Genomic DNA, 17,661 nt, shown 5'->3' with positions numbered 1-17,661 from the left:
CACACCCTTCGCAGCTGAAACCCGCACGTTGCCAATAACGACCGATGTCGCGCGTGCGGCCGGCGGGCGTTCGGCCGCTGCAGCAGGATATGCATGCCATGGCGCTTGAATTGAACGCAAACCGCCGCATCGGCCTGGCGCTGTTTTGGCTGGCCCTGCTGGCGGTGGCCGGATTCTGGTTGAGCGAGACGCTCAAGGTCACTGGCGATCTGCGCAAGTTCATGCCCGCCCTCAGGAAAAACAACGCGTCGTTGCAGCCCGATGCCGCGCGCGCGGCCGGCGGGCGTTCGGCCGCTGCAGCAGGATATGCATGCCATGGCGCTTGAATTGAACGCAAACCGCCGCATCGGCCTTGCGCTGTTTTGGCTGGCCCTGCTGGCGGTGGCTGGCTTCTGGTTGAGCGAGACGCTCAAGGTCACTGGGGACTTGCGCAAGTTCATGCCCGCCCTCAGGAAAAACAACGCGTCGTTGCAGCCCGATGCCGCGCGCGCGGCCGGCGGGCGTTCGGCCGCTGCAGCAGGATATGCATGCCATGGCGCTTGAATTGAACGCAAACCGCCGCATCGGCCTTGCGCTGTTTTGGCTGGCCTTGCTGGCAGTGGCTGGCTTCTGGTTGAGTGAGACGCTCAAGGTCACTGGGGACTTGCGCAAGTTCATGCCCGCCCCACGCACGCCGGCGCAAAAACTGCTGATCGAAGAACTCGGCGAAGGCCCTGGATCGCGGTTGCTGCTGATGGCGTTGTCCAACAACGATCCGGTCACCTTGGCCGAGCAGTCGCAGCAACTGCACCAGGCGCTGTCCGCGCAGCCGGAGCTGTTCGAACTGGTCAGCAACGGCGGCAATGCCGGGTTGGAGGCGATTCCCAAGCGCTTGCTGCCGTACCGCTATCTGCTCAGCGACAGCTTCGACAAGACCCCGCTCGACGCGCCGACGCTGGAAGCGGCGTTGCAGGCGCGCGTGCAGGATCTGGGCTCGCCGGCGGCGGCCATGGTGGAGCCATTGCTGCCGCGCGACCCCACGATGGAAATCCTGCATCTGGCCGAAACCCTGCAGCCGGCAGCGATGCCGCGCACGCGCAATGACGTGTGGTTCGATCGCGCCGGCACTTCGGCGCTGTTGATCGTGCAGACCCGCGCGGCAGGCTTCGACCCCACCGGCCAGCAACTGGCCTACGACGCCGTGCAAGCGGCGTTCGCGAAGGTCAGCAAGGGCACCGCCACCCGGCTGACGCTGACCGGGCCGGGCGCATTCGCGGTGGAAATCACCGCGCGCACGCAGGGCGAGGCGCAGTGGATCGGCACGCTGGATACGGTGGGCCTGGTGCTGTTGCTGCTGGTGGCCTACCGCAGCTGGAAGATTCCGGTGCTTGGCGTGCTGCCGCTGGCCAGCGCCGGTCTGGCCGGCCTGGGTGCGGTGGCACTGCTGTTCGACGGCGTGCACGGCATCACCGTGGCATTCGGCTTCACGCTGATCGGCGTGGTGCAGGATTACCCGATCCACCTGTTCAGTCATCAGCGCCCCGGTCTGGATCCGCGCGAGAACGCACGGCACCTGTGGCCGACGTTGGCCACCGGCGTGGTCTCCACCTGCATTGCCTATGTGACCTTCCTGTTTTCCGGCGTGGACGGCCTGCGGCAGTTGGCGGTGTTCACCATCGCCGGACTTGCCACCGCCGCGGTCACCACGCGCTGGCTGTTGCCGGCCTTGATCGATCCGGCCCCGCGCGACTACGCGGACTCGCGCCTGCTGGCGGTGCTGTGGCGTGGCATTGCGCGCCTGCCGCGGCCACGCATCAGCCTGGCGGTGATGGCCGTGATCGGCATTGCGGTGATCGTGTTCGCGCCCGGGCAATTCTGGCAGAACGATCTGTCGAAGCTGACCCCGGTGCCACCCAAGGCCTTGGCGCAGGACACCCATCTGCGTCAGGAGCTGGGCGCGCCGGATGTGCGTTACGTGCTGGCGCTGCCGGCAGCCAGCGATGAAGCGGCATTGCAGGCCAGCGAGCAGTTGCGCCCGCGTCTGGATGCGCTGGTGCGCGATGGTGTGTTGCTCGGTTACGACATGGCGGCACGCTATCTGCCCAGTGCCAAGACCCAGCGTGCGCGACAGGCCGCATTGCCCGATGCCGCCCAGGCGCGCGCGCTGACCGAGCGCGCCGTGGCCACCACGCCATTCCGCAGCGATGCGTTTGCGCCGTTCCTGCAGGATCTGGACGCCGCCAAGCGCGCCGCACCGCTGCTGCCGAAGGATCTGAGCGGCTCGCCGCTGGCCACGTCGGTCGGTGGCCTGCTGCTCGGCCGTGGCGATCGCAGCACCGCATTGGTGTCGTTGACCGGCCTGCGCGATCCGGCGGTGTTGGCGGCCGCCGTGCAGGGCAGCGGCGCGCAATTGCTGGATCTGAAGGACGCCTCCGAATCGTTGGTGGCCGCCTACCGCGGACGCGTGCTCGGTGCGCTGGTCCTTGCCGCATTGCTGCTGGCGGTGACCGTGGCGATTGCATTGCGCAGCCCGCGCCGCATCGTGCGGGTGCTGCTGCCGATGGCACTGACCACGGTGCTGATCCTGGCGATCCTGCGCGGCACCGGGGTGGAGCTCAATCTGTTCCATCTGATCGCGCTGATCCTGGCCGCCGGTCTGGGCCTGGATTACGCGCTGTTCTTCGATCATGCCGGCGACGATCACGCCGACCAGCTGCGTACGCTGCACGCGTTGATCGTCTGCAGCCTGATGACACTGCTGGTGTTTGCGCTGTTGGCCGCTTCCAGTATCCCGGTCTTGCGTGCCATCGGCAGCACGGTGGCGCTGGGCGTGTTGTTCAATTTCATTCTGGCCTTGCTGGTGTCGCGCGAACCGGCGCTGGAACGCACCGCGAACGGAGAGCCGCATGCAGGGACGTGACGCAATCGCTGCGCTGATTCCGCACCAGGGCAGCATGTGCCTGTGGGAAGAAGTGATTGAGTGGGATGCACAGCGCATTGTGCTGCGCAGTTACGCACACCGCAGCGATACGCATCCGCTGCGGTGCAACGGGCGTTTGCGCGCGCTGCATCTGTGCGAGTACGGCGCGCAGGCCATGGCCGTGCATGGCGGATTGCTGGGTCGCCAATCCGGCATGCCGGTACGCCCGGGCATGCTGGTCGCGCTGCGTAGCGTGGAATTGCACGTGGTGTATCTGGACACCTTGCCGGATGCGATCCACTGCCAGGCGCAGGTGTTGATGCAGGGCGACGACAGCCAGCAATACAGTTTTCGCCTGACCCATGGCGAGCAATTGCTTGCCGAAGGACGCGCCACCGTGATGCTGGGTGCCGCCTGAGGCCTGCGCTCAGGGATTGACGGGTGTCTTCGCCGCGATGAGCGCGCTCAGATTGCCGACGCCGGGCAGGCGGTGCGCATACAGCCGCGCGATGTCACTGCCGCTGTGCAGATGCTCGAAATGCTCCAGACCGATCGACAGGAATTCCGCACTGCCATCGTGCGGCGTCTTGATCTCGCCGACTTCGAGTGCCTTCAAGGCGCTGATCCAATGGAAGGACTGGCCAGCGTCTTCGCGATTGAAATAGGCGTACCAGACCGGAATGCGGAACAGCCGCTCAAACGCCACCGCGCGTCTGAGTTCATCCTCATAGGGCAGGCTGTAACAGGTTTTCTTGTACCTGTTGCGGTTCTTGACGTCGATGGCGATCAAGCCGATCGACTCCAGCAGCAGCAGGAAATCCGGCCGTTTGACCGCTGTGCCGAACAACGGCGCGAAGGTGTCCGGCGCTTGGCAAATGGCCACATAGCTGAAGCCATGCAGCTGCAGCCATGCATTCATCGCGTCCTCGCCTTGCTTGCCAAGGCCCGCCAAGTTCACTGCATTCATCTCGTTTCGTTCATCGCCGCCCGTGTTCGAAAGCTACCAGCCGGATTCGAAAGCGCTCAAGCGGCAGCGATCGGATTTGCGGCATGGTCAGGCAAATACGCGAGAAGTACCAAGAGTCCGTCCTTCAACGGGCAGCTTGATCTACGATAACGCTCCTTATCTGCTCATATGGTTCGTGGCTTATGAACTCAGCTGCAAGACGCGCACTTGTTACCGGCGGCAGCGGCGATCTTGGCGGTGCGATCTGCCGCCACCTGGCTGCGCAGGGCCGGCATGTCATCGTGCACGCCAATCGCAATCTGGCGCGTGCGGACGAGGTGGTTGCCGCGATCGTGGCCGATGGCGGCAGCGCACAGGCAGTGGCCTTCGATGTGGCCGACGCGCAGGCAAGTTCGGCGGCGCTGGAGAGCTTGCTGGACGCTGACCCGATCCAGATCGTGGTCAACAACGCGGGCATCCATGACGACGCGCCGATGGCAGGCATGAATGCCGAGCAGTGGCACCGCGTCATCGACGTGTCGCTGCACGGTTTTTTCAATGTCACCCAGCCGTTGCTGCTGCCGATGGCGCGCACGCGTTGGGGCCGCATCGTCAGCGTGTCGTCGGTGGCGGCCGTGCTGGGTAACCGCGGGCAGACCAACTACGCCGCCGCCAAGGCGGCGTTGCACGGCGCCAGCAAGTCGCTCTCGCGCGAAATGGCCAGCCGCGGTATCGCAGTGAATGTGGTCGCGCCGGGTGTGATCGATAGCGACATGGTTGGCGACAGTTTCGCGCCGGAGGTGATCAAGCAATTGGTGCCGGCCGGCCGCGTCGGCAAGCCCGATGAAGTGGCCGCGCTGGTCGCCTTTTTGTGCTCGGACGCGGCCGGTTACATCAATGGCCAGGTGATCGGCGTCAATGGTGGGATGGGCTGAGGGCGACTACCAAAACTACTGCGCAGCCGCCAGGCGGGCGCGGCCGGTGCTCGGAATCCTCATGTACAACTCGTACACTCCGGTTCCTGTGCGCCGTCCACGCCCACCTGGCGACTGCTCGCTACGTTTTGGTAGCCGCCCTAAATTGCATCGAAGTTGATGTAGCGACATTCCCCGCGCATCACGGATGCCTTGGTAATGAGGACCTCATCACCAGCACGACTAAGCGTGTGGATGTATTCCAGCTTTCCTGAGGATGTCTTGAGAAAGGTGTAAACCTCGGCCGTCTTCCCTGGATAAACAACCAGAACGGATAACGAACTGATGCCTCGGCTCAGAAGCATTATCCGTGCTCCTTCCTCACGAGCTGACACTATCTCCTGGCGAACATCTACATAAATCAGATCGTAATCGTCCCCCTGCTTTGAGAGCTTGGTCAGACCGCCTGTGATCCTTTCATCGTTCCAGCCGCTGTCTTTTGCCGTGATGATGCCTGTTTCGGCGTAGTAGCCTTTTCCTGCGGGATTTGAGCATGAGGCAATCTCCGCAGCATAAGTCGGTGTGCTAAGCGCAATCGATATAGCGAAACAGGTAAGTTTCATGGCGCACACCTAATTCTGTAGGCCTCACGCCGCGTCGGCGTACCAGGTTGCGGTAAGAATCGCTTCGCCGTTGGCACCGGCAGTCAATGCCTCCAGGCCGTAGTCCGGGAGGTCGGGGTAGCGTTGACGTGCCTGTTGCAGGATCTCGCGCGCCAGGACCGCCATCTGCGCGACATTGCCGTGGATGCGTGCGACAAACGCATCATCGTCGAGTGTGTCGTTCAAGGCGCCATTGAGTTCGTTGAACCAGCCGATCAGGTATTGGTCCAGCAGCCGTCCGCTACCGGCGGCGATGCCCTGGGCGGTATTGCGCACGCCCCATGCATGCAGCACCTGCTGCATTGCCAGGTTCATGTCGCGCGCGTGCAGGAAGTCGTTCTTCATGCGCGAGAGCAGGCTGAGATGGGCGATGCGCCCGCTGCAGAACAGCGGTGCCAGCAACGACCAGTAATAGGTGTAATCCCAGATCACCTTGACCGGCATCACCTGCTCGTCGCCGAACAGCGCGTACTGATCCTGATACAGCGTCAGCGTGTTTTCGTAGAACGAGAAATACAGCTGCTGGTACAGCTCCACGTACGGGCTGAGCGACTTGCCGGCGCGGTCGCGGCCGATCAATTCGCAGATGTAGGTGTTGGAGATGGCGATAAAGTCGCTGCCCGGCGAATAGAACGGGTCCAGGAATACGCCCGCTTCGCCGGTCAGTGCCCAGCGCTGCGACGAGAACACCTGCTTGCAGCCATACGAGAAGTTGCGCAGGAACAGAAAGTCCTGCAGCCGGTAATCGGCCTGGTCGAGCGTGGCGGCCACCTGCGGCTGATGCGTGCGCAGCCAGGTCATCGCCTTCTCGTGGGTGTTCATGCTCTCCAGCGGATGCAGGTCTGCATCGCAGACGATGCCCAGCGAATGCGCACCCGACGACAGTGGGATCAGCCAGAACCAGTAGCCCGGCCCGCACATGTGATTGGTCGAACGCCAGCGGTCCGGCGGCGTGCAGCGTTGCAGCCAGCTGCTGTCCTGCGACCAGCCGTTGGGGTCGATCAGGCCTTCCACGCGCCACCACACTGCATTGGCGTTGTGCGCGTTGTCCTGCGCCAGGCCGAGCTTGCGCTTGAGCAGGCCGGCACGTCCGCTGGCATCCACCACCCAGCGCGCACCCAGCGTGCCTGGCGTGCCGTCGCGTTCGAAGCGCACGGCGTGGTCGCTGTCGTCTTCGGACAGGTCCACGCCCTTGACGCTGCAGCTGTCGATGAAGGCAATGCCCTGGGCACGCGCGCGTTCGCCCAGAAAATTTTCGAAGCGGCCGCGGTCGATCTGCCACGACGGCGTGGGCAGGATCTTGCTCACGCCCAGTTCGGTGCAGCGGTCGATGTCGTGGCGTTGGTCGGAGAAGAAGAACCGGAAACCGAACTTGCGGATCTGCTCGGTCTCCAGATGCTCGCGCAGGCCCAGTACGTCGGCAAAATAATGCGCGCCGATTTCCACCGTGGATTCGCCGACCTTGAACGCGGCCTCGCGGACCGGATGCGCGCGCCGTTCCAGCACGGTGATGGCAAGCTGCGGATCGCGCTGCTTCAGTTGCAGGGCCAGGCTCAGGCCAGCCAGGCCGCCCCCGGTGATCACGACATCGGCGCGCTGTGCATTCATGAGGAGTGATTGCTCTTGGTGACCGCGGGGACAGTAGCAAATTCGCCATCGGGATCGTCAACGATCACCGGGTTGGCGCGCACGCGGCGATATTCGCGCCACACATGGCCGTATGCCCAGACCTGTTTGACCACGTGCGAGGTGATATTCCACAGGTCGCGCACCAGCCGGAAATGGCTCTTGCGGAAGGTGCCAGGCGAGGTACCGGCGTAGCGGGTCTCGATCGGCACGGCGACCACGCGCGCGCCAGCCTGGCGCGCGGCCGAAATCAGCAGCTGCGCTTCGAACACGAAGCCCTCGCCGGGCACGTTGGGCAGGGTGAACACCGAGGCCGGATACAAGCGTTGGCCGCTTTGGCTGTCGATCAGGCCGAAGCCGCACCCCCAGGCAATGCCCCAGTCGCCGAAATCATTGCCGATGCGGCGGATGGTGGGCTGGGTGGCGCGCTTGCGCATGCGCGCACCGATGATCACGCAGCCTGGGTGGCGGTTGGCGGCGGCCAGCAGGCGCGGGAAATCGGCCGCCTTGTGCTGGCCATCGCCGTCCATGGTCATCACCGCGCGCATGCCAAGCCGCTGTGCTTCGGCAAAGCCACTGCGCAGTGCCGCGCCCTTGCCCATGCGCTGCGGGTGACGGATCAGCGTGACCGGCATGCCGGCGATGCACTCGGCGGTGCCGTCGTCGGAGCCGTCGTCGATCACGATGACGTGCGCGCAATAGGTCAGCGCGTCGGTGACCACTTCGCGGATGCGCAGCGCCTCGTTCAAGGCCGGCACCAGGATGGCGGTGTCCTCGCGGCTCAGCGGTTGCCGGCTCATTGCCGGACCTCCACGCGCAGCACCCGGCCCGGCGTGGCATACAGCGCCACGCTGCCGCCATTGCCGGCCAACAGGTCCAGCAGCGGCAGCATCGGCGCCATTGCATTGCCGGCGATGTGGCGCGCCAGCGCGCCATCGCCGGGCGAGGGCGCGCCGTCGTCCAGATGTGCGTGCAGCCGCGGCTTGCCGGCCTGGCCGGGGACGCCCAGCACCAGCGCGCTACCCAGCAGCCCCTGGCTGGGGGCGACACGCCCGAGCGGCCCGACCGAGCGGGCGTCGTAGCTGGCCAGCAGCACGGCCTGGGCGCCGGCAGCGCGTTGCACCAGCGCTTCCAGCAGGCCCTGCGCAAAGCTGCCCAGGCTGGCGCTCATCGCCGTGGCCGGGGTCATCGCACCGGCGCCGATGGTCCAGTAGCCGGCGGCGGCGTTGTGCACCGAGTTGTGGAACTTGGTTGGCGAAATCGCCAACGGATCGCTGGCCAGCGTGGTGCACATGTAGTCGGAGATGGCCAGGTCGCCGTAGGTCGAGGTAAAGATCGACGGCAGGCTGGCCGGGTCGCGGCCTGCGGCGTTACAGGCGGCCAGCGCGGCTTCCAGCGACACGGCCACCGTATCCGGCGCACGCCGGCGTTCGTTGGCGGCCAGCAGCTGCGGCGCCGGGCGGGCGGGGGTTTCCTGCAGGGCGCCGCCGCGCGCGAAGGCGCTGGCAGCGTCCCAGTTGGGCAGACCCTGGGTCCAGAAGCCGATCCCTTCGATGGTCGCGGTCAGCATCAGCGGGCCCGCCCGAACAGCAGCGAACAGTTGTTGCCGCCAAAGCCGAAGGAGTTGTTCATGGCGTAATCGATGCGGGCATGGGCGTTGTCGAAGCGGATTTGCGGGCCACAGGCCGGGTCGGGGATGTCGCTGTTGAGCGTGCCGGGCAGCACCTCGTCGCGCAGCGCGAGCAGTGCGATCACCGATTCGACGATGCCGGCCGCGCCCAGGGTGTGGCCGGTCCAGGCCTTGGTCGAACTGGCGTGCAAGGTGCCGGGGAAGATCGCTGCCACTGCGGCGGCTTCCACGCTGTCGTTGGCCGGCGTGGCGGTGCCGTGCAGATTCAGATAGCCCACTGCGGCCGGCTCCAGACCGGCGCGGTCGAGCGCACCGCGCATCGCCAGCTGCGCGCCCAGCCCTTGCGGATGCGGCGCCGACATATGGTGCGCGTCGCTGGATTCGCCGTAGCCGTACAGCCACAGCGCGGCATCCGGTGCGGCGGCCGGGCGTTCGAGCAGCGCAAAGCCGCCGGCCTCGCCCAGGCTCAGGCCGACCCGGCGCGCGTCGAACGGCTGGCACATCTCCGGCGCCACCACCTGCAGCGAGTTGAAGCCGAACAGCACGCTGCCGCACAAGGTGTCCACGCCGCCGACCAGCGCCGCGTCGATCACATCGGCCTCCATCAGCCGCGCCGCCTGGGCGAACACCTTGGCGCTGGACGAACAGGCCGTGGCCACGGTCACGCACGGGCCACGCAGGCCGGTGGCGTGCTGCACGAAGTCGCCCAGCGAATGCGGGGTGTGCACGATCGGGCGATTCAGATCCTCGGGGAAGCGCGCGCCGTCGGCGTCGTCGACCAGCCGCGTATACGCTTCTTCGCTGGCGCCGATGCTGGAGGTGGAGGTGCCGATGATCACCGCTACCCGCTCGGCGCCGTAGCGCTGCGCGGCGGCCTGCACGGCCTGCGCCATCCCGTCCTGCTGCAGTGCCAGCCAGGCCAGGCGGTTGTTGCGGCAATCCCACGCGTGCAGAGAATCGGGCAGCACAACCTCTTCAACGCCATCGACGCGCCCGACCCAGCAGGGCAGCAGCGGTTGCGGCCCGAAATCGTTGCGACGCAGGCCGCTGCGTCGGGCGGTCAACGCGGCGGCCTGGGCGGCAAGCCCGGCACCGAGTGCGGTGGTGGAAGTGAACGCGGTGACGGCAACCGGGGCCATCTGGGACGAATGCTGCGCTTGGCTCACGATGGTCTGGCTGGCAAAAAGTGCGGTCAGTATATCGATGGCGCGCGTGGGTCCCGTGGACGGCGCAACTGAACGTCACCGTCATGTCGCTGACGCGGCTGGGATTTTTCGCACAGGCCGCGCTTTCGCCGTCGCCGCAATTGCGACACAATCGGCGCGACACATCTCTCTTCCGAGCGCGACCACGCGCGCATGCACGCCTACGTCTATAAAAGCCAACGCAAGCAGGACACCTTCGTCTATCTCGCCACACGTGACGATTTCTCCGGTCTTCCTGCCGCCGTGCAGGCGCAGCTGGCGCCGTTGACGTTCGTGCTGGATGTGGCGTTGACGCCGGAGCGCCGGCTGGCGCAGGCCGACGCGGCCACGGTGCGCGAGGCGCTGGGCAAGCACGGCTTCTATCTGCAATTGCCCAAGACCATCGTGCTCGCAGGCGAGTGCGACCATGACTGAGCCTGTGCGTGGCGCACGGATGCGCGCCGCAACGCTGGCCGGTGCGGCTGGCGTGGTGCTCTGCCTGCTCGGTGGCATTGGCGGCGTGGTTGCTGCGCTGAGCCTGTGGCTGGCGCAGCCGGCGTTCGCGCTGGCGGTGTCGTGGGCACGTGGGACGCGCGCAGTGCCGGGCCAGCCGCGCGCGGTCGCGCAGGCGCTGCCGCCGTTGCTGGCCATCTGGGGCGTGGGCCTGCTGGCACTGGCTGCGCTGATCAGCTGGCCGCTGACCGCCCTGCGCGACAGCGGCAGCCTGGCTGCCGCGCTGGCGCTGAGCGTCGCAGTCAGCGCTGCCTTACTGGGGCTGTGGCGGACGTGGCCGTTGTGGGGCGAGGTGGAACGCGACGGCGGCGCGCTGGCGCCACGCTGGCAGGCGCTGGCCGCGCAGGAATTGCATGCCTGGCGCGGCCTGCTGGCGGCTGCACTGGTGCTGGCAGTGTGCACCCTGGCCGTGGTGCTGGCCTGGCCGGGCTGGTTGTCCGGCGGCCTGCGCTGGGGCTTGGCGGTGGCTGCCGGTGTGCTGCTGCCGGTGGCCCATCTGCTGCTGCAACGCACCGCCGCACCCATGCGCAGCGATGCGCCGCATACGCGCCAGGCCGCCGATTTCTTCTCCGAAGCCGCCGCCGAACCGCGCCCGCTGGAACCGGTGGCCCGGCATCAGCTGGTGCCCGAACTCTTCGAGGCCGCGCGCAGTGGCCGGGTGGACCGCGCGCTGCAATTGCTCGAGGCCGGTGCCGACCCGCAGGCGTTGCCGCTGCCGGAATGGCGCGATCAACGCAGCCTGCCGGCGCTGGCGGCCGTATTGCCGGATCTGCGCCTGCTGCGTGAGTTGATCGTGCGCCGCGTCGACGTCAATCAACCGCATCGCGGCATGACCCCCTTGCTGGCCGCCACCCGCGACAGCTGGCACGGCCGCCCGGATGCGGTGATGACCTTGCTGGCCAATGGCGCCGACCCGCGCGCCAGCGACAACGACGGCAACACCCCCTTGCATCACGCCGTGCGCAGTTCCGACCCGGGCGTGGCCGCGCTGTTGCGCGATGCCGCCGCCGAGCTCGACGCGCTCAACAACGAAGGCCATTCGCCGTTGGCGATGGCCTGCCAGGTCGGCAACTGGCGGCTGGCCAAATTCCTGCTGGAGCGCGGCGCGCAGTCCGAACCGGAGGGCGGCGCCCCGGTGCTGCTGGCGGCAGCCGGTACCGAAGAAGACGACCCGGCCGGCGTGCAGTTGCTGCTCAAGCACAAGGCGCGTGTGGATGCGCGCGATCGCCAGCGTCGCAGTGCGCTGCACGAAGCCGCGCTGGCCGGCCACGGCGACATCGTCGAGGCGCTGTTGTCGGCCGGAGCGAATCTGGAAGCGCGCGATCTGCTGGGCCGCACGCCGTGGCTGGATGCCGCGCGCCAGGCACGCAGCGCCGTGCTCGAACGCCTGGTCGCGCGCAAGGCCGATGTGCTGGCCATCGATGGCGACGGCCGCAACGCGTTGATGCTGGCCTGCGCCGCCGACAATGTGTCGCCGGCGCTGATCCGCCGCCTGCTGGACCTGCAGGTACCTGCCGACAGCGTGGATGCGCACGGTCGCCGCGCGGTGGATGTGGCCGCCGAGGCCGGACGTTGGGCGATCGTGCAGCTGCTCGATCCCGCTTACCCGTTGCCGGCCGCGGTCAGCGACGCGCAGGGCGAGGCGCCTGGCGTTGCCGTGCTGCCCGATCGCCCGCCGCTGGTGCTGCTGCGCGAGGGCCTGCAGCTCGGGCAGCGCGACGGTCTGGTCGCGCTGGCGCGGCTATGCGCCCCGGAAGAACTAGGCGGCCTGCTGCACGATGCGCATCTGGCCTTGAACGCCGAGGCGGTCGACTGGCTGCTGCGCCATGGCGCCGATGCCGAAGTGCGCGACGCCTGCGGCGATGTCCCGATGTTTGCGCTGCTTTCGCGCGGCGTGGAGGCGGTACCGGCGCTGCAGGCGTTGCTACGGCATGGCGTCTCGCCGGCAGGCGCCGGTGGCCTGACCCGGCTGCTGAGTGCCTGCGTGCAGCACGATGCGGCATCGCGCGGGCTGGAACAGTTCGCGCTGGAACTGCTCGAACGTGGCGCCGACCCCTTCGCTCCGTCGGCTGCCGGCGATCCGCCGTTGTCGCTGGCGGTGCGGCTGGGCTGGCTGCGCCTGCAGCAGTGGTTGCTGGAACATGGGGTGGACCGCGAAGCGCGCGACAGCCACGGCATGACCGCGCTGCATCTGGCCACCGCGCTGGGCCGCGATGCCTCGCTGAAACTGCTGGTCAAGCAGGGCGCCTCGCCGGAAGCGCGCGCTGCCGACGGGCAGACCCCGCTGGGCGTGGCGCTGTCGATCGGCCGCCGCGATCTGGCCGACTGGCTGGACTGGCGCATCTGGTCGCTGCCGCGCCGCACGCTGCGCGAAGCGGATGTGCCGGCCGCCGCGATGACCGGCGATACCGATGCGGTGCGTCGCCTGATCGATCTCGGCCTCGCCGTCGACGCCGTCGACGCGCAAGGCTGCACCGCGCTGCTGCGTGCCGCCGGTGGTGGCCATCTTGGCGTGGTGACGCATCTGCTCGGCCGCGGCGCCGATCCGCAGCGCGCGGCCAACAGCGGCGCCACGCCGTTGTCGGCGGCCGTGAGCATGCGCCAGACCGAGATCGTGGCCGCCTTGCTGCAGGCCGGTGCGCAGATCGAACACCGCCTGCCGGGCGGGGTGACCGTGCTGATGCTGGCCTGCGCATTGGGCCTGCCGGACATCGTGGCGCGCCTGCTCACCGCCGCGGCCGACGTGCACGCCACCGACAATCAGGGGCTGGCGCCGCTGCATTGCGCGGCGTTGTACGGCTTCACCGCGCGCGACAAGAACCGCCTGTTGGCCCTGCTGGACACCTTGCTGCTGGCCGGTGCCGACCCGGACTACCTGGCCGGTGGCCGGGTCAGCCCGTTGCTGCTGTTGCTGGGCGCGCGTGCCGAACCGGGTACCTCCTGCGACGAGCAGGTGGTGCTGGCCGGCGTCGAACGCCTGCTCGACGAAGATGTCTCGCTGGATGTGGCCGACCAGCGCGGCTTCGGCCCGCTGCATCTGGCTGCACTGCACGGCCTGCCGCTGCTGGTGCAGCGCCTGCTGCGGGCCGGTGCCGATGCCGACCGCCGCGATGCGCTCAACCGTACCCCGCGCGAAATCGCCATCATGCGCGGCTTCATCGACGTGGCCGGCCAGTTCGAACCGGCGCTGCCGGGCGTCTCTTCGATGGCGCGCTTCCTGCGCGAAGGCCGCTGAACCAGCGCGTCGGGTAACCGCTGCGGGTGCCGTTCGTGTGCAGCCGCACCCGCCTGCGCAGCCTCACCGCCGAGCGCGTCTTCGCCGCTGGCCCGGCGTGCGGGCGCAATCGGCCGGCTGGCGGCCGATGCGCAAGTGCAGGTCACCCCAGGGCTATTACAGGAGGCAGAGGTGGTGCTGGTCATGGAGCGTCGCCGCGCACCTACGCCACCGCCGGGTGATCTGCCTGCAGCGTCCCGACGAGGATGCGTCTATGCACCCGGCACTGGTACGCCGCCTGGAACACACGGTGCCACCGCTGCTGGGTTTACCGGCGCAGTCGTAACCTGATCCCGACACGGCCCATGCAAGACTGCGCGTTCTTTCGCCGGAAGGAAGCGCCCAACCAATGAGCGTGCGTATCGAGGACCACGCAATGCTGGGCAACTGCCACAGCGCGGCCCTGGTCGACCATCGCGGCACCATCGACTGGCTGTGCCTGCCACGCTTCGATTCCGATGCGGTGTTCGCTGCGTTGCTGGGTGAGGAACAACACGGGCAATGGGCGTTGTCGCCGGCTGCCGACTTCCGCAGCGAGCGCGCCTACCAGGACGATAGCCTGGTGCTGTGCACGCGCATGATCACCGACAACGGCACGGTGGAACTGATCGACTTCATGGTCGCCAGCGAAAACGGCGAAGTCCATCAGCATCTGGTGCGTATCGTGCGCTGCGTGCAGGGTAGCGTGCCGATGCACATGCGCCTGACCTTCCGCTTCAACTACGGCCGCACGGTGCCATGGGTGACGCGCATCGTCGATGGCATCCGCGCCATCGCCGGCCCCGATCAGCTTGCATTGCGTTCGCCGCAAACACTGCGCGGCCAGGACATGGGCACCGAAACCGACTTCACCCTGCGTGAGGGCGAAAGCACCTGGTTTCTGCTCAGCCACGGCGCCTCGCATCAAGCCACGCCGCCCTTGATCGACGCCGAACAGGCACTGCAACGCACCACCGCGTTCTGGCACGGCTGGGCGCGCCGCTGTACCGATGTCGGGCCGTGGACCGAGCAGGTGCGCCGCTCGCTGGTGGTGTTGAAGGGGCTGAGTTATCTGCCCACCGGCGGCATTGTCGCCGCGCCCACTGCCTCGTTGCCGGAGCATCTGGGCGGCACGCGCAACTGGGATTACCGTTACTGCTGGCTGCGCGATTCGGTGTTCACGCTGATCGCGTTGTTGCAGGCCGGGTACCGCGACGAAGCGGCAGCCTTCCGCGATTGGGTCCAACGCACCATTGCCGGTTCGCCGGATCAATTGCAGGCGCTGTATGGCATTGCCGGTGAGCGCCGCTTGCAGGAATGGGAAGCGCACTGGCTGCCCGGCTATGAACATTCCGGCCCGGTGCGCATCGGCAACGGCGCGGTGGATCAGTTCCAGCTCGATGTGTATGGCGAGTTGATCGGCGCGTTCCATTACGCCCGCGAAAAGGGCGTGGGCCTGCCGTCCGACGACGACGGATCGTCTGCGTCGCTGCTGGAAAAGATTCTGGAAACGCTGGAAACCCTGTGGCGCGAACCCGATGAGGGCATCTGGGAAATCCGCGACGAGCGCCGCCACTTCGTGCACTCCAAGGTGATGGCCTGGCTGGCCTTCGACTGCGGCGCGCGCGATGGCATCACCAATGCAGACGCAGAAAAGCGTGCGCACTGGGGCCGCATTGCCGAAGAGATTCGAGCCGAAGTCCTGGAAAAAGGCGTGCATCCGGACGGTCACTTCGTGCAGAGCTATGGCTCGGACCGGCTGGACGCTTCGCTGCTGCTGATCCCCATCGTGGGTTTTCTGCCGCCGGACGATCCGCGCATCGCCGCCACCGCCGATGCGATCGCACGCGATCTGACCATCGACGGGTTGGTCGAGCGCTATCGCGCCGACGACAGCGCCGACGGTTTGCCGGCCGGCGAAGGCACCTTCCTGGCCTGCAGTTTCTGGCTGGTGGAAAACTACGCATTGCTCGGCCGCACCGACCAGGCGCGTGCGCTGCTCGAACGCCTGCTCGGGCTGTGCAACGACGTCGGTCTGCTCGCCGAAGAATACGACCCGCGCAGCAAACGCATGCTCGGCAACTTCCCGCAAGGGTATTCCCACGTGGCCCTGGTCAATGCGGCATTGCGCCTGCATGGACGCATGGGCGAAAAGGAAACGCATCCATGAGTGAGCAAGCAACCACACCGCCGTGCATCATCGTGGTGTTCGGCGCACGCGGCGATCTGACCAAGCGCCTGGTCATGCCGGCGCTGTACAACCTGCGCCGTTCCGGTGCGCTGGGCGATGAGTTCGCCATTGTCGGCATGGATCATGGCGACATCAGCGAACGCGCGTGGCGGACCAACATGGGGCAGTCGATGACGCAGCTGCTCAGCAGTCGCGATGCCGAATTCCAGACCGACGAATTCGATACCGCCACCTGGGACTGGTTGCGCGAGCGCATGCATTACCTGCGCGGCGACTTCACCGATCAGGGAGCCTACCGATCGCTGGGCGGCGTGCTGGACAAGCTGCACAAGCGCTATGGCACGCAGGGCAACGTGCTGTTCTATCTGGCCACCGCCGCGCGCTTCTTCGAGCCGGTATTGCTCAACCTGGGCGAGGCTGGCCTCGTCAGGCAACACGAAGGCGAAGGCTGGCGCCGGGTAATCGTGGAAAAACCCTTCGGCCACGATCTGCCCAGCGCCCAGCATCTCAATGCCACGGTTGCCAAGGTGCTGCACGAAGATCAGGTGTTCCGCATCGATCATTTCCTGGGCAAGGAAACCGTGCAGAACATTCTCGCGTTCCGTTTCGCCAACGGCTTGTTCGAGCCGGTGTGGAATCGCGACCGCATCGACCATGTGCAGATCACCGCGGCCGAAACCATCGGCGTGGAAGGGCGCGGACGCTTTTACGACCCCACCGGCTGCCTGCGCGACATGGTGCCGAACCATCTGTTCCAGTTGCTGGCGATGATTGCGATGGAACCGCCGGCGGCGTTCACTACCGAGGCGATGCATCGCCGTCGCGCCGAAGTGATCGAGGCGGTGCGCCCGATCAGGCCCGAAGATGTGGTGCGCGGGCAATATGCCTCCGGCGCGGTCAATCGCAATGCGGTGCCGGGCTATCGCGAAGAAGACACCGTGCCCGAGGATTCGGACACCGAAACCTATGTGGCGATGAAGCTGCAGGTCGACACCTGGCGCTGGGCCGGCGTGCCGTTCTACCTGCGCACCGGCAAGCGCCTGCGCGAACGCACCACCGAGATCGCGATCCGTTTCAAGCCCGCACCGCTGGCCCCGTTCCGCAGCACCGAAGTGGGCGGCTATGGCCCCGACTGGCTGGTGCTGCATATCCAGCCCGACGAGGGCATCTCGCTGCAGTTCGACGTCAAGCGCCCCGGCGCGCAGGTCGCACTGGCGCCGGTACGCATGGATTTCCGCTATCGCGACTGGTTTCCCAAGGAATACACCGTGGGCTACGAACGCCTGCTGCAGGACTGCATGAACGGCGAAGCCGGCCTGTTCCAGGACGCGGCCATGGTGGAAGGCGCCTGGCGCATCGTGCAGCCGATCCTGGACGCCTGGAAACAACCGGCCAGCGACTTCCCCAACTATGCCGCCGGCAGCGCCGGCCCCTCGGCCGCCGACGCACTGCTGGCCATGAACGGCGGCCACGCCTGGCGCGCCCTCACCCCCGGCCGCAAACCCCCACCACGCCGCCCCCCAGAAGCGCGTGCTGGTGCTGCGACGCCGGTGAAGAACGCCACCCGGAAGACGGCAAGCAAGGTCGGCAAGGCACCGGCCAAGAAAGTCACCAGGGCGTCTGCCAGACGCGCGTCCGCCGCTACAGCGAAGTCCTCGCAGGATGCGGCGACGTTGTCTGGCAGCGCGGCCAAGAAAGCGGTGCGCAAACGCGCCACCAGCAAGGTCGCAAAAACCGCCGCCAAGACGGTTAGCAAGACTGCGGCGGGCAACGGTGCAGCGAAGAAATCGGTGAGCAGAACCGCAGCGCGTACGCCACGCCGCTGAGGATGCGAGCGGCATGC

General features: G+C 67.0%; 15 protein-coding genes, 1 other RNA gene and 1 pseudogene. 11 read left to right on the top strand and 6 right to left on the bottom strand.

Going from position 1 to position 17,661, the window contains the following annotated elements:
- Positions 1-98 precede the first annotated feature (98 nt).
- Genes HLH45_RS03295 through HLH45_RS03280 form a run of 4 tightly spaced genes read left to right on the top strand, consistent with a single transcriptional unit; the run spans position 99 to position 3,317 of the window.
- Entirely contained in the window at positions 99-326 is a 228-nt protein-coding gene (locus HLH45_RS03295) for a hypothetical protein (RefSeq protein WP_011348969.1), read from the top strand.
- Entirely contained in the window at positions 262-543 is a 282-nt protein-coding gene (locus tag HLH45_RS03290) for a hypothetical protein (protein ID WP_041469883.1), read from the top strand. The genes HLH45_RS03295 and HLH45_RS03290 overlap by 65 nt, the downstream gene beginning before the upstream one ends.
- Positions 533-2,899: an MMPL family transporter gene (locus tag HLH45_RS03285; RefSeq protein WP_008571164.1), complete on the top strand. Its 2,367-nt coding sequence runs from the start codon at positions 533-535 to the stop codon at positions 2,897-2,899. Before HLH45_RS03290 ends, HLH45_RS03285 begins: the two co-directional genes overlap by 11 nt.
- On the top strand, positions 2,886-3,317 hold the full coding sequence (locus HLH45_RS03280; RefSeq protein ID WP_008571165.1) for a hotdog family protein: 432 nt from the start codon (positions 2,886-2,888) through the stop codon (positions 3,315-3,317). Before HLH45_RS03285 ends, HLH45_RS03280 begins: the two co-directional genes overlap by 14 nt.
- A 9-nt stretch (positions 3,318-3,326) precedes the next feature.
- Here the strand turns inward: HLH45_RS03280 and HLH45_RS03275 are convergent, their stop codons facing one another.
- Complete coding sequence (locus HLH45_RS03275) at positions 3,327-3,866, bottom strand: hypothetical protein (RefSeq protein ID WP_008571166.1); 540 nt, start codon at positions 3,864-3,866, stop codon at positions 3,327-3,329.
- Positions 3,867-4,048: 182 nt separating this feature from the next.
- Between HLH45_RS03275 and fabG the strand changes: the two genes are divergently transcribed.
- Together fabG and HLH45_RS03265 are read left to right on the top strand one after the other, a co-directional pair.
- Positions 4,049-4,780: a 3-oxoacyl-ACP reductase FabG gene (fabG, locus tag HLH45_RS03270; RefSeq protein ID WP_008571168.1), complete on the top strand. Its 732-nt coding sequence runs from the start codon at positions 4,049-4,051 to the stop codon at positions 4,778-4,780.
- A gap of 61 nt (positions 4,781-4,841) precedes the next feature.
- Positions 4,842-4,917, top strand: a non-coding RNA gene (locus HLH45_RS03265) — sX9 sRNA.
- 3 nt (positions 4,918-4,920) lie between these two features.
- Here HLH45_RS03265 and HLH45_RS03260 read toward each other — a convergent pair.
- The 5 genes from HLH45_RS03260 to HLH45_RS03240 are packed head-to-tail and all read right to left on the bottom strand — an operon-like array spanning position 4,921 to position 9,816.
- A complete protein-coding gene (locus tag HLH45_RS03260) occupies positions 4,921-5,382 on the bottom strand; it encodes a hypothetical protein (RefSeq protein WP_031424760.1) in 462 nt (153 codons plus the stop codon).
- Between the two features lie 24 nt (positions 5,383-5,406).
- The gene (locus tag HLH45_RS03255) at positions 5,407-7,029 is read right to left on the bottom strand and encodes an NAD(P)/FAD-dependent oxidoreductase (RefSeq protein WP_008571169.1); all 1,623 of its coding nucleotides are present in this window, start codon (positions 7,027-7,029) and stop codon (positions 5,407-5,409) included.
- A complete protein-coding gene (locus HLH45_RS03250) occupies positions 7,026-7,847 on the bottom strand; it encodes a glycosyltransferase family 2 protein (RefSeq protein WP_008571170.1) in 822 nt (273 codons plus the stop codon). The genes HLH45_RS03255 and HLH45_RS03250 overlap by 4 nt, the downstream gene beginning before the upstream one ends.
- Entirely contained in the window at positions 7,844-8,617 is a 774-nt protein-coding gene (locus tag HLH45_RS03245; RefSeq protein WP_008571171.1) for a beta-ketoacyl synthase chain length factor, read from the bottom strand. The genes HLH45_RS03250 and HLH45_RS03245 overlap by 4 nt, the downstream gene beginning before the upstream one ends.
- A complete protein-coding gene (locus tag HLH45_RS03240; RefSeq protein ID WP_008571172.1) occupies positions 8,617-9,816 on the bottom strand; it encodes a beta-ketoacyl-[acyl-carrier-protein] synthase family protein in 1,200 nt (399 codons plus the stop codon). Before HLH45_RS03240 ends, HLH45_RS03245 begins: the two co-directional genes overlap by 1 nt.
- Before the next feature lie 219 nt (positions 9,817-10,035).
- On the opposite strand from HLH45_RS03240, the gene HLH45_RS03235 reads away from it, so the two are divergent.
- The 5 genes and pseudogenes from HLH45_RS03235 to zwf all read left to right on the top strand — a co-directional run bounded on the left by HLH45_RS03235 (position 10,036) and on the right by zwf (position 17,644).
- Positions 10,036-10,296 (top strand): YcgL domain-containing protein, encoded by a 261-nt coding sequence (locus HLH45_RS03235; protein ID WP_005914803.1) that lies wholly within the window; start codon positions 10,036-10,038, stop codon positions 10,294-10,296.
- On the top strand, positions 10,289-13,609 hold the full coding sequence (locus tag HLH45_RS03230) for an ankyrin repeat domain-containing protein (protein ID WP_014091380.1): 3,321 nt from the start codon (positions 10,289-10,291) through the stop codon (positions 13,607-13,609). The genes HLH45_RS03235 and HLH45_RS03230 overlap by 8 nt, the downstream gene beginning before the upstream one ends.
- Positions 13,610-13,635: 26 nt before the next feature.
- Positions 13,636-13,934 (top strand): annotated as a pseudogene (locus HLH45_RS21705) (phosphotyrosine protein phosphatase).
- 63 nt (positions 13,935-13,997) lie between these two features.
- Positions 13,998-15,797 carry a glycoside hydrolase family 15 protein gene (locus HLH45_RS03225; protein WP_008575107.1) on the top strand — a complete coding sequence of 600 codons (1,800 nt, stop codon included), beginning with the start codon at positions 13,998-14,000 and terminating at the stop codon, positions 15,795-15,797.
- The gene (zwf, locus tag HLH45_RS03220; protein WP_008575109.1) at positions 15,794-17,644 is read left to right on the top strand and encodes a glucose-6-phosphate dehydrogenase; all 1,851 of its coding nucleotides are present in this window, start codon (positions 15,794-15,796) and stop codon (positions 17,642-17,644) included. The genes HLH45_RS03225 and zwf overlap by 4 nt, the downstream gene beginning before the upstream one ends.
- Positions 17,645-17,661: the final 17 nt, after the last annotated feature.

The sequence above is a fragment of the Xanthomonas euvesicatoria genome, assembly GCF_013112235.1.
GTDB lineage: Bacteria > Pseudomonadota > Gammaproteobacteria > Xanthomonadales > Xanthomonadaceae > Xanthomonas > Xanthomonas euvesicatoria.
Note: the sequence above shows the minus strand (reverse complement) of the source record. Positions and strands in the feature narration are given on the sequence as shown.